11 protein-coding genes are annotated in these 12,761 nt (G+C 42.2%); 5 read left to right on the forward strand and 6 right to left on the reverse strand.

Annotated features, from left to right (window positions below):
• Position 1 precedes the first annotated feature (1 nt).
• A complete protein-coding gene (locus R2Q66_RS02925) occupies positions 2-736 on the forward strand; it encodes a lysophospholipid acyltransferase family protein (RefSeq protein ID WP_316746500.1) in 735 nt (244 codons plus the stop codon).
• A 29-nt stretch (positions 737-765) separates the two neighbouring features.
• Here the strand turns inward: R2Q66_RS02925 and R2Q66_RS02930 are convergent, their stop codons facing one another.
• Positions 766-1,521, reverse strand: a complete 756-nt coding sequence (locus tag R2Q66_RS02930; RefSeq protein WP_316746501.1) for a LytTR family DNA-binding domain-containing protein — start codon at positions 1,519-1,521, stop codon at positions 766-768.
• Positions 1,518-2,546: a sensor histidine kinase gene (locus tag R2Q66_RS02935; protein ID WP_316746502.1), complete on the reverse strand. Its 1,029-nt coding sequence runs from the start codon at positions 2,544-2,546 to the stop codon at positions 1,518-1,520. The genes R2Q66_RS02930 and R2Q66_RS02935 overlap by 4 nt, the downstream gene beginning before the upstream one ends.
• Positions 2,547-2,855: 309 nt before the next feature.
• On the opposite strand from R2Q66_RS02935, the gene R2Q66_RS02940 reads away from it, so the two are divergent.
• The 4 genes from R2Q66_RS02940 to R2Q66_RS02955 all read left to right on the forward strand — a co-directional run bounded on the left by R2Q66_RS02940 (position 2,856) and on the right by R2Q66_RS02955 (position 7,393).
• Positions 2,856-3,029 carry a hypothetical protein gene (locus R2Q66_RS02940; RefSeq protein WP_316746503.1) on the forward strand — a complete coding sequence of 58 codons (174 nt, stop codon included), beginning with the start codon at positions 2,856-2,858 and terminating at the stop codon, positions 3,027-3,029.
• A gap of 226 nt (positions 3,030-3,255) precedes the next feature.
• Complete coding sequence (locus R2Q66_RS02945) at positions 3,256-4,827, forward strand: M28 family metallopeptidase (RefSeq protein WP_316746504.1); 1,572 nt, start codon at positions 3,256-3,258, stop codon at positions 4,825-4,827.
• A 173-nt stretch (positions 4,828-5,000) separates the two neighbouring features.
• Complete coding sequence (locus R2Q66_RS02950) at positions 5,001-5,378, forward strand: BlaI/MecI/CopY family transcriptional regulator (protein WP_316746505.1); 378 nt, start codon at positions 5,001-5,003, stop codon at positions 5,376-5,378.
• Entirely contained in the window at positions 5,375-7,393 is a 2,019-nt protein-coding gene (locus R2Q66_RS02955; protein ID WP_316746506.1) for a TonB family protein, read from the forward strand. The genes R2Q66_RS02950 and R2Q66_RS02955 overlap by 4 nt, the downstream gene beginning before the upstream one ends.
• Before the next feature lie 81 nt (positions 7,394-7,474).
• Here R2Q66_RS02955 and R2Q66_RS02960 read toward each other — a convergent pair whose 3' ends face one another.
• The 4 genes from R2Q66_RS02960 to R2Q66_RS02975 form a co-directional block, all read right to left on the reverse strand.
• Positions 7,475-8,245, reverse strand: a complete 771-nt coding sequence (locus R2Q66_RS02960; protein ID WP_316746507.1) for a succinate dehydrogenase/fumarate reductase iron-sulfur subunit — start codon at positions 8,243-8,245, stop codon at positions 7,475-7,477.
• Between the two features lie 22 nt (positions 8,246-8,267).
• Complete coding sequence (locus R2Q66_RS02965; protein WP_316746508.1) at positions 8,268-10,247, reverse strand: fumarate reductase/succinate dehydrogenase flavoprotein subunit; 1,980 nt, start codon at positions 10,245-10,247, stop codon at positions 8,268-8,270.
• Between the two features lie 29 nt (positions 10,248-10,276).
• Positions 10,277-10,957, reverse strand: coding sequence for a succinate dehydrogenase cytochrome b subunit (locus tag R2Q66_RS02970; protein ID WP_316746509.1), 681 nt, complete (start codon positions 10,955-10,957; stop codon positions 10,277-10,279).
• 224 nt (positions 10,958-11,181) lie between these two features.
• On the reverse strand, positions 11,182-12,717 hold the full coding sequence (locus R2Q66_RS02975; RefSeq protein WP_316746510.1) for a Do family serine endopeptidase: 1,536 nt from the start codon (positions 12,715-12,717) through the stop codon (positions 11,182-11,184).
• Between the last annotated feature and the right edge of the window lie 44 nt (positions 12,718-12,761).

A 12,761-nucleotide genomic window follows, 5' to 3' on the forward strand; every position in this document is an offset into this window, starting at 1 on the left:
TATGCATAAGTTCTTAGGATATATATTTACGCCGATCTTTTACCTGTTATTCTTGCTCAGTTTACTGGTTTTTCAACCTGTACAATGGATTTGCTTCCATGTTTTTGGCTATAAAGCACATAAAGCTTCGGTAGATGCCCTTAATTTCTGCCTTACCTATTGCGACCTGTTTATGGGCGCTTCAATTACCTTCATCAATGATCAGGAACTGCCAACCGACCGTCCGATTATCTTTATTGCCAATCACCAGAGCATGTACGATATCCCGGGTCTGATCTGGTTTTTAAGAAAATTCCATGTGAAGTTTATCTCGAAGATTGAGCTGACTAAGGGAATTCCTTCGATCTCTTTCAACCTGAAACACGGTGGTGGTGCCAATATCAACCGTAAAGACAGCAAACAGGCCGTTGGGGAAATCATTAAGCTGGGAGAACGCATGAAAGCAAACAACTGGTCGGCCATGATCTTTCCGGAGGGCACACGCTCCAAAGACGGAAATCTGAAACCCTTCCATGTAGGCGGTATTGCTACCTTACTCAAAAAAGTACCGAATGCACTGATTGTGCCAATTGCAATTGAAAACTCCTGGAGAATGGTACAATATGGAGGATATCCATTAAGCTTCGGGGAAAAGATCCGCTGGACGGTATTAACACCGATTGAACCTGCCGGTAAAAATCCTGAAGAAGTAACTCAGGAAGCAGAAAAGGCCATTCGCCACAAACTGGGCCAATAGCCTTTCCTTAAAATTACCTGTCGGTAAGCTTAAATATTCTTATTGTCGATACGCTTGAAAAACTCATCGCGGTACGTGTCTCCTATTGGAATAACCTTACCGAAAATGGTGATCCTGCTGCGTTCAATACTTTCAATTTTATCCAGGGAAATGATATAAGATTTATGCACCCTGATAAACTGACTGCTAGGCAGGGTTTCTTCCATCTTTTTCATGTTTTGCAGGGTAATTACCCTTTCTGCCTTCGTATAGATAGAAATATAATCTTTTAACCCTTCGATATAAAGGATGTCATCCAGCTGAATCTTCTGGATTTTATGCTCGGTTTTCACAAAGATAAAGTCCTGAACCGGATGTGCTGCAGGCGCTGCCGCTACTACCGGGGCAACCGCAACCGGTGCAGGAGGAGCTTGCTCCTGATTCTTCTGCTGCTGATTGTGCACCTTTTCTACGGCCTTATAGAACCTGTCGAACGCAATTGGTTTTAACAGGTAATCCGAAACATTCAGGTCATAACTTTCTAAAGCGTATTGAGAGTAAGCGGTAGTGAGGATATAATTAGATTTGCCATTCGCAATTTTCAGGAACTGAATCCCGGTTAATTCAGGCATTTGAATGTCCAGAAAAACCAAATCAATCCCACCGGCCTGTACCAATTGTAAGGCCTCAATCGCGTTTTCTGTTCTTTTGACCAATTCTAAGAATGGTACTTTTGACACATAATCCTCTATAATATCCAGCGCCAATGGTTCATCATCGACCGCAATACATCTTAATTTCATCATAAATCTAGCATTAATTCACTCGTATAATGGGTAGCCGAATTTACAATATTTAATTTATATCTATCAGGATATAACAACTGTAACCTTCGCTCTACATTGTTGAGGCCTACGCCACCCACCTCATCTTTATTGTGTTGGTTTTTCTTATTGGTGATACTGAAATGGAGGATTTTTTGATTGGCGATGATATTAATCCGGATCGGATCTTTAGGATCATTGGCCACTCCATGCTTAAAGGCATTCTCCACAAAAGAGATTAAAATGAGGGGAACAATCTGCTGATCGTCGATCTCACCATTCAGTTCAAACTGTACCGCAGCACCGTCTTTGAACCTCAGTTTCTGCAGGGCAATATAACTGTGCAGGTATTCGATTTCTTTGCTGAGGGAAACCCAGCTGTCATTACTTTCATAAATCATATAGCGCATGATCTCAGAAAGCTTCATGATCGCATCTGCGGTTTTATCTGATTTCTGGTAGGCCAGGGAGTAAATATTATTCAGGGAATTGAAAAGAAAATGTGGGTTTAACTGCGACTTCAAAAACTGGAGCTCCATTTCCTTCTTCTCCGATTCCAGATCCCTTTGAATGCGTTCATTGCCAAACCAATCGATCCCGAATTTAAGCAGACAGCTGATCACCACAAAAAAGCCGGAAGTAAAAATGGCTACCAGGGCATACTTACCCAGGGCCATAAATTCCTTTTTACCATGATCCGTCATCTGTAGAACGATATCTGCATTTAAACTTGCCAATACCGTTTTGATGGCACTCATCACTACAATCAGCAGTAAAATAGCCCCCATATACAGGCCATATTTCTTTTGCTCTTTAACCAGCAGCGGAATCAGTAAAGTATAATTGATATAAAAGATGGAGATATTGATCAGTCCGGAATACCCAAAATTAACAGCGACAGTATAAACAGTTTGAGGTTCTTTAGAAGATAGTACGATCAGGACGAGAAGGAACAAAATAAACGCCCAAAAAATGAGATGGACAATAAGAGGGCCTTTGTTTTTCATGGAATGATTTTAATGATCTAAAGTATATGGCCCGGATCATTTCCTTTGTCCCGAATTTCCACAGGCCATAACTTACAGGTCTAAAGTAAATTTTTCCGGCTATTTCAGGCAATGGCTTTCGACGAACAGGCCTTTTTTTTCTACCAACCCGACAAAAGAACCAATTAATCACAAAACAACGCGAAACAGGCGTTTATCTAGGATAATTTACGCTTGGTCTAAAAGATTTTAGCAGCATTTAAAATTTTGTTCTATTTGTTTCATCAAAACGAAACGATTATGAAAACTGCATCTATAAATACAAACATCATGAAAAGATTAGCAAATGTATCACCGTTCTTATTGTTATTGGTACCAGTATTCATGATGATGGTGCTAACCATTGCGTCTAGCATCAGTCATTCACAAGATGAAGAGATCGCAGCAAAAGCAAGTACTTCTGTAAAAGGAATTGTACAAGTGAGCAACATTTCTTTTAAATAAAGAATTTCCACCACTTCGGAGCAGTAAGCCATACTGCGCCTGAGGGAAAAATATATAGTTTTTAGTTTTAGTTAGTGTCAGAAAATGGCGGTCTTGTACCGCCATTTTCTTTTTAAGGCTAGAGCCATCCCCCCTCCCTCCTGTAATAATTTAGCGAAGAAAATAAAAGTCAGCACCATTTGCCGTAAATTCAGGTATTCAACCAGAAAGCAACCAAACTAACCATATGAAGAAACTGACCTTAACACTGCTGGCTATCAGTTGCAGCATCTCCCTGTTTGCACAGGAAAAAGCAGACCTACCCGCGATACAAAAGATCCGTCAGGAAGGCCTGGAAAACTCCAAAATAATGGACATCGCATTTCAGATCACAGATGTAGCCGGACCAAGACTTTCCAACTCCCCGGGATTAAAACGTGCCCAGGACTGGGCCGTTCAGCAATTCACCGCATGGGGATTAAAAAACGTACACCTGGAAGCCTGGGGAGAATTCGGCAAAGGCTGGCAGATCGATAAATACTATGCCGCCACCACCCTTCCTTACTACCATGCCATCATTGGCGCGCCAAAAGCCTGGACACCCGGTACCAAGGGAGCCATCAAATCTGAAGTGATCCTGATCAAAGCCGATACCATCACCGACCTCGCCCCTTATAAAGGAAAACTGGCCGGCAAAATCGTGCTCTTCGATCAGATGACCCTGCAGCCTTTAGCCCCTTCCTACAAACCGGATGTAGTCCGCTATACCGACTCCACCTTAAACAAAATGGCAGAAGCCGAGATACAAGCTTCAGGGCAGCGCGCTCCGCGAGCCGGAGCTGTAAATAACATGATGGCCCAGATGATGAAAATGAGAGCCACACGTGCCGCTATGGCTGCCTTTATGAAGGAAGAACAGGTCGGCCTGATTCTTTCTTACGCCAGAGGAAGCTATGGCACCTTCTTTACCAGCAATGGTGCTTCTTTTGCCTTAAATGCACCGGAAGTTTCACCGGAACTGGAAATCTCTGCAGAAGATTACCTTCACATCTTACGCTTATTGCGAGCCGGACAAAAAGTAGAAATAGAAGCCGATATCAAAACTTCCTTTTACAACCAGGACCCACAAGGCTACAACGTCATTGCCGAAATTCCGGGTACCGACAGCAAACTAAAAGAGGAAGTTGTAATGATTGGCGGCCATTACGACTCCTGGCATTCTGCAACCGGCGCTACCGATAACGCCGCAGGTGCCGCAGTCATGATGGAATCCATGCGTATCCTGAAAGCCATCAACTTTAAACCAAAACGCACCATCCGGATCGCCTTATGGAGTTCCGAAGAACAAGGACTATTCGGTTCCAGAGGGTATGTAGCCAAACATTTTGGAGATCCAAAAACCATGGTACTGACCAAAGACCAGAAAAAAATCTCTGCCTATTACAATCTCGATAATGGCACTGGTGCCATCCGCGGCATCTATGCTCAGGGAAATACCGCTGCTGCCCCTATTTTCAAAGAATGGCTGAGTCCTTTCAAAGACCTCAATGCAACAACCGTAACCCTGGCCAATACCGGCGGCACAGATCACCTTGCTTTTGATGCACTGGGCATCCCCGGATTCCAGTTTATTCAGGACCCGATGGACTATAATACCCGTACCCACCATAGCAACCAGGACACTTACGACCGTTTAGCAGAAGAAGACTTAAAAAGAGCTGCCACCATTGTAGCGACCTTTGTATACCATACCGCAGAGCGAAAAGAACAGATTCCCAGAAAGGAACTGCCGAAAGCACCGGAAGCTCCAAAAAAATAAATACAGCTCAGAAACCTCCATCACGGAGGTTTCTTTGTTTCCGCTAAAAAATAAACTGACAAATATTATGAAAACTAAAATATTAGTTTTAAGTTTATACTAAGGTCTTAGTTATAATGTATGTTGACGAACAGACAGGAGACCTAAGCTAACACCGGTAAAAAATAAACACGATGGAGATTAAAGATTTAACAAAAGCAGAAGAACAGATTATGCAAATTCTGTGGCAACTGGAAAAGGGGTTCGTGAAAGAAGTAATGGATTATTTACCAGAGCCAAAGCCCGCCTATAACACTGTATCCACGATCATCAGGATACTGGAAGTAAAAGGCTTTATCGGGCATGAGGCCTTCGGGAAATCGCACCAGTACTTCCCACTCATCAGCAGAGAGGATTACAAGCGCCATGCTACAGAAAAGCTATTGGGAAACTACTTTGAAAATTCAGTGGAAAGCATGTTTTCCTTCTTTGTAAAAGAAGAGAAACTAGACCTGAGCGATGTAGATGAAATTCTTAAAATGATTAACAAAATTAAAAACAGACCGAGATGAGTTGGGCACATTATATCCTGCAAGCCAATATCTATCTAGTGATATTCTTTGGCTTCTATAAACTATTTCTAGCAAATGAGACTTATTTCAACATGAACAGGCTCTACCTGATCATGTCTGGAATCCTGTCCTTAGCCATTCCTTTTTTACGCATCGAATGGTTTACCAGACAACCCGTAGCCCAGCCTATTTATAGTGGGGTGGATCAGCTCCAGGAGTTTGTGCAGGTGAGTGTCAGTCCGGATGCCCCCGAAAGGTTCAGCACCGGTAATCTGCTGGTATTGGTTTATATCGCAGGTATAATGGTTTTCACCCTCCTCTTTCTCTATAAACTGGCTACAGTGTCCCGTCTTTTAAAGCGGAAAACTACCGGAAACGCCTTTTCTTTCTTTACTAAAAAAAGGATAGACCCGGCGCTTCCGGAGTTAGACACCATCAACAGGCATGAAGAGATTCATATCCGTCAGCTGCACAGTCTGGATGTGTTGTTTTTTGAATTGTTGAGCATATTTACCTGGTTCAATCCCATCATTTATGGTTACAAATCCGCCGTTAAAAACACCCATGAATACCTGGCAGATGAGGAAGCTGCTAAATTTCAGGGAGACAAGGAGCAGTATGCCTTATTGTTGCTGAGTAGGGCCTTTAGCATTGCACCGCATACCCTGACCAATACTTTCTTTAATAAATCACTATTAAAAAAGAGAATATTTATGCTACATAAACAAAGATCCACCAGAACAGCCATATTGAAATACGGATTGGTTCTCCCTCTTTTTGCCATCACGCTGATGCTTTCTGCGGCCACCATCCGCAGTAATGAAACCATCATTGCTGTAACAGAAGAGATTCCTTTAAACGAGCCCTTAGCGATCGTAAAAGAAGTGATTGTTGCACCCGTAACGGCCAGCATGACCACAAAAAGAACAACTGCTGCTCAAACCATTGATCCAAAAGATCCGGCCTGGCAAAAATTCTATAACTACTTAAAAATGAACCTGCGTTATCCTTCCGAGGCCAGGTCAAATGGAGAACAAGGCAATACCCTCATTAAATTTACCCTAAAAAACGGCGATCCTGAGATCATCAGTGTACCGAACAAATTAGGCTCAGGATTTGAAGGCGAAGTGCTGAAAGCCCTGATATCCTATAAAGGCTTTACCGCTGCCCAGAACGGGACTTATACCCTTCCGGTACAATTCAGATTGTCGGGCAGTAAAGCACCTGTAAAAAACCCAACCCTGGCTACCGTAAAAGGCGCTACCAGATTGGCTCCGGTAACAATCACCACTTTTGGCGGCCTGGGCGAGAAAAGAACAGCCATTGATATGGCTAAAGTAGGCAATGATCCAAATGACACAAAGGTGTACGACTTTGTTTCCATCGAACAGCAACCTACCTTTCCAGGTGGTATGGAGAACTTCTATAAATACCTGAAGTCAACCGTCAAATACCCTAAAGAAGCACAGGATAAAAATATACAAGGCAAAGTGTTCTTATCCTTTATTGTAGAAAAAGATGGCTCACTGGTGGATATTAAAGTAGAAAGAAAACTCGGCGGTGGCACCGATGAAGAGGCGGTAAGAGTCTTAAAAGAATCGCCAAAATGGATTCCGGGCGTCACAAATAACAAGTTGGTTCGTGTGAAATTCAATATCCCGATCAGTTTCACGCTATCTACACCAGAGACGGATAAAGCGGAGAAAACAGGAATGATTAAAGGTAAAGGCCTCAGCTACACTAAAGTAACGCTCAGAGGTTTAGGCCTGGATTCTGGCAACGAACCCCTGCTGTATATCAACGGAAAGAAAACCGACCTGAGAATGCAGGATCTTAATCCGGATAATATTGAATCGGTAGAAATACTGAAATCAACAGCTGCTACTAAATTATATGGCACGGAGGCGATCCATGGCGTAATCCTGGTGACCAACAAAAAAACGACAACTTTCGACTTCGAACCAAAAAAAATTAGTACCCCCAAACAAACCACCACAAATCAGCAAGACCAATAAAAATCCCCTTTAAAACACGAAAGCCCAGCTGTAATAGCCGGGCTTTCGTGTTAAATATCCTTGTCTCGTTATTTAAAGCTATTAAATAGATTCCTCAGATACAAATTTTGCTGATAAAAAGTCTCTATTCATGCGTGCAATATTCTCTAAAGAAATTCCTTTAGGACATTCTGCCTCACAAGCACCGGTATTGGTACAGTTACCGAAACCTTCGGCATCCATTTGCGCTACCATACTTTGAACTCTGCGGTAACGTTCCGGCTGTCCCTGAGGCAATTGCGCCAACTGAGAAACCTTTGCAGAAACGAATAACATCGCAGAAGCATTTTTACAGGTTGCTACACAAGCACCACATCCGATACATGCAGCAGCTTCGAAAGCTGAATCCGCCTGTACTTTTGGAATAGGCAGGTTGTTTGCATCCTGAGCATTACCTGTATTCACTGAAATAAATCCACCTGCTGCAATAACGCGGTCAAATGCAGTACGATCTACCGTTAAATCTTTGATGACCGGAAAAGCTTTCGCTCTCCATGGTTCCACAACGATAGTATCTCCATCTTTAAAAGAACGCATGTGCAACTGACAAGTTGTTACGCCTTCTTTTGGTCCGTGTGGACGGCCGTTGATGTACATAGAGCAGGCACCACAGATACCTTCTCTACAATCGTGATCAAAAACAACCGGCTCATCACCTTTAGAAATCAACTCCTCGTTCAACACGTCAAACATTTCTAAGAAAGACATATCAGGAGAAATCTCTGACAACTTATAATCCACCAATTTACCATTGGTTTTGCTATTCTTCTGACGCCAGATTTTCAGCGTTAAATTCATATTTCCTGTACTCATGATATTGAGATTTTAGTACTTCTTATTTATAACTTCTTTGTGCAACCTTGATGTTCTGGAACTTCAACTCCTCTTTATGCAGGCTGAAAGTCACATCTCCTTTGTATTCCCATGCAGATACATAAGCATAGTTTTCATCATCACGGAGTGCTTCACCTTCTTCTGTCTGGTATTCCTCACGGAAGTGACCACCACAAGATTCATTTCTGTTCAGGGCATCGATACACATCAACTCACCTAACTCGATAAAGTCGGCCACACGACCAGCTTTTTCTAATTCAGGATTGAATTCATTGGCTTCACCAGGAACACGTACATCCGACCAGAAGTCTTTACGTAACTGCTGAATTTCCGCAATTGCTTCCGTTAATCCTTTAGCATTACGTGCCATACCACATTTATCCCACATGATCTTTCCTAATTTCTTATGGAAATGATCTACAGATTTAGTTCCTTTAATCGCGAATAACTGATCTACAATACCTTTCACACTAGCTTCAGCCGCTACGAATGCAGGGTGATCCAATGGAATTGCTTTAGTAGCAATCTCTTTAGATAAGTAAGCACCAATTGTAAGCGGGATCACGAAGTAACCATCTGCAAGACCTTGCATCAATGCCGAAGCACCTAAACGGTTAGCACCATGATCTGAGAAGTTAGCTTCACCCATAGCATACAATCCGGGAACTGTAGTCATCAGGTTGTAATCTACCCATAATCCACCCATGGTATAGTGAACCGCAGGATAAATACGCATTGGCAATTCATAAGGATCTTCTCCGGTGATTTGCTTGTACATATCAAACAGGTTACCATATTTTTCCTTAATTACCTCACGGCCTAAGCGCATGCAGGTTTCTTTATCAGGATTATGAAGGTTTTGTTTATTTGCTTCAATACGACCGTAACGTTCTGTATTTGCTTTGAAATCCAGGAATACAGCCAGTTTAGATTTACCTACACCATAACCTGCATCACAACGTTCTTTAGCAGCACGGGAGGCCACATCACGAGGTACAAGATTACCGAAAGCAGGGTATCTACGCTCTAAATAATAATCTCTTTCTTCTTCAGGAATATCGATTGGAGAACGGTCATCACCTTTTTTCTTAGGCACCCAGATTCTTCCGTCATTACGTAATGACTCAGACATCAGGGTTAATTTACTTTGGTGATCTCCTGAAACAGGGATACAAGTAGGGTGAATCTGTGTGTAACAAGGGTTACCGAAGAATGCACCTTTTTTGTGTGCTTTCCAGGCTGCCGTTACGTTACTACCCATTGCATTCGTAGAAAGGTAGAAAACGTTACCGTAACCACCACTACCTAACAATACAGCATGACCGAAATGGCGTTCCAGTTCACCGGTGATTAAGTTACGGGCAATGATACCACGAGCTTTACCATCGATTACCACAACGTCCATCATTTCATGGCGGGTAAACATTTCAACCTTACCCATACCAATCTGACGCTCTAAAGCGCTATATGCTCCTAAAAGCAATTGCTGACCAGTTTGACCCGCAGCATAGAATGTTCTTTGAACCTGTGTACCACCAAAAGAACGGTTGTCTAAAAGACCACCATATTCTCTTGCTAAAGGCACACCTTGTGCCACACACTGATCTATAATATTCGCACTCACTTCAGCTAAACGGTAAACGTTAGCTTCACGGGCACGGTAATCACCACCTTTAATGGTATCGTAGAATAAACGGTAAGTACTGTCACCATCATTCTGGTAATTTTTTGCGGCATTGATACCACCCTGAGCAGCGATAGAGTGCGCTCTTCTTGGTGAATCCTGGAAGCAGAAACACTTCACTTTATAGCCCATTTCAGCTAGAGTTGCTGCTGCAGAAGCACCTGCCAACCCTGAACCTACTACAATAACTTCGATGCTTCTTTTATTTGCCGGGTTAACCAATGGCATAGAGGACTTTAATTTAGTCCATTTTTCCATTAAATCACCTTCCGGTATATTTGCATTTAATTCAGCCATTTTATTTAAGCTTTATATAAGTTCAAAAATTATTTAATAAAACCTGCGTAAATAGCAACAGGCATAATCGCAAATAGAATGGCGATGATAATTGAATACCATACTCCTACTGCTTTTATTATTGGCGTATACGTTTTATGGTTCCATCCTAAAGTCTGGAATGCAGAAGCAAAACCATGTAATAAGTGGTAACATAAAGAAGCCATAGCAAGTACGTATAAGATCACTACCCAAAGGGTTTGGAATCTTGCTACCATTACTGCAAAAAGGTTCTCATGTCCAGCAGCATCTACTGTAGGAATCCCTGTAAAACGAGAAACTACCCAGAAGTCAGATAAATGCACGATCAGGAAAATTAAAAGGATCGTTCCTAATAACCCCATTGATCTGGAATACCATTTACTGTTTGCTGCGCCATCAACTACTGCATACTTTACCGGACGGGCAGCCTGATTTTGGAAAACCAAACGTAAACCCTGGATAATGTGTGCTAATAATCCTGCCATCAACACGACTTCCATCGCTCTGATCAGCCAGTTAGTAGCCATAAAATGTGCCCCTACATTGAAGGTTAAGCCACCGTCATTTACAAATATCAATAAGTTGATAAAGCAGTGAACTGCGAGAAATGAAATAAGAAACAGGCCGGTGATACCCATTATTAGTTTTTTTCCTATAGACGAGGAAAAAGCGTTTCCGAAACTAGCCATTTGATTGTATTTTAGTTCTATTCATGCAAAAGTATTTAATAAAAGAATTAATTGGTTAAGGATTGTCATAAAAAACCGACAATTGGGTTATTTAGAAACGTTCTACTCTATATCTAGCTAAAACCCGCCTCATTCCTCAGAAAATGGCATCTTGCCAGCAAAAAAAAAAACGGGAAGCAGTAAAATACTGCTTCCCGTTTAAATCATTTATTAAAATCTGTTCCTTAGAAAGTGAAGGAATAATTCTGACCATCGGCACCTACACCAGTGATCGTAGTCATTCCGTTTTTCGAATAAGGTAATGCGGCTTCTACATCTTTCGCAGAGTTTACCGGCTTACCGTTTACCGCAGTAATTAACAATCCTTTTGGAATTTCCAGAGAATCGAATAATTTACCCGGCTCAATAGCAGTAACTACTACACCCGATTTAGCACCTAGTTTTGCTTTCAGTTGCGCTGGCGCTGGTGCAAAACCCGCACCTAGTTTAGCAATTGTTGCACCTGTCGCTTTTCCTGATGCTGCAGTTTTTGGCGCAGTCACACTACTTTCACCTTTTAAGGTTACGCTAATATCTTTCAACGCACCATCTCTTAAAATGGTCAGGTTAATTTTATCACCAGGGCTCATTCTACCAATTTTTTCCTGTAGATCAGGAGAATCATAAATTGGCATACCTTCCACCTTTTTGATAATATCACCTTCTTTGATACCCGCAGCGGCACCGCCACCATTGGCAACTACTTCTTTAACATATAGACCATTGATGTCTTTAACTTTCAGACTTTCTGCAACATCTGCATCAAGCGGCACGAAAGAAACACCAATATATCCACGTTTTACCGTACCATATTTCCTGAAATCATCCAGGATTTTTTTAGCAAGGTTCACTGGAATAGCGAAACCATAGCCTTCATTAGTACCGGTTTGTGAAGCAATCGCGGCATTGATACCAATCAGCTCCCCATTTGCATTCACCAAGGCACCACCACTGTTTCCAGGGTTAATCGCGGCATCAGTCTGAATGAAAGACTCAATACTGCTGTTTACACGTTGAGGTGCTTTACCAGTTCTGCGGTATTCTTCATACTCTTGTTCTGTTAACTGATTTTGTTGTCTTCCAAGGATACCAATACTTCTGGCTTTGGCACTCACAATACCTGCAGTAACGGTAGTTTGAAGATCCAGCGGGAAACCTACTGCCAATACCCATTCACCGATCTGCACATTATCAGAGTTACCCATTTTTACCACTGGCAAACCAGTTTCCTCTACCTTAATTAAGGCAAGGTCAGTATTTGGGTCGGTTCCGATTACCTTAGCTACCACCTTACGGCGATCAGAAAGGATCACTTCAATTTTATCTGCATTTTCTACTACGTGGTTATTGGTTACAATATACCCGTCTGGCGTTAAAATAACACCGGAACCTGAGGCTGCTCTAGGCGCACGAGGCATACTACGGCCACCACGGCCAAAGAATTCTTCGAACATATCTGCCGGAGAACCGCCAGCCTGCTCCGAACTTTTACCACCATAAGTAGTTTTAATGTGTACCACACCAGGCGATACCGCTGCTGCAGCCTGTACAAAATCTACCGCACCTGTTGAAGAAATCTTCACAGGATTATTGGCAAAAAGTACCTTTTGCTGTTCAGCGAAGGTCTGACCACCTGGATTATGTTCTAATAATTTATAGCCACCCAATGCAGCCGCTCCACCAAATAGTGCGGCCAATGCTATCAATCCTATTTTTTTCATTTGTCTCCTTTTTTTTTGTATGTTATCAATAAACTCCAATTCCT

The sequence above is a fragment of the Pedobacter gandavensis genome (assembly GCF_032677645.1).
Taxonomy (GTDB): Bacteria; Bacteroidota; Bacteroidia; order Sphingobacteriales; family Sphingobacteriaceae; genus Pedobacter; species Pedobacter gandavensis_A.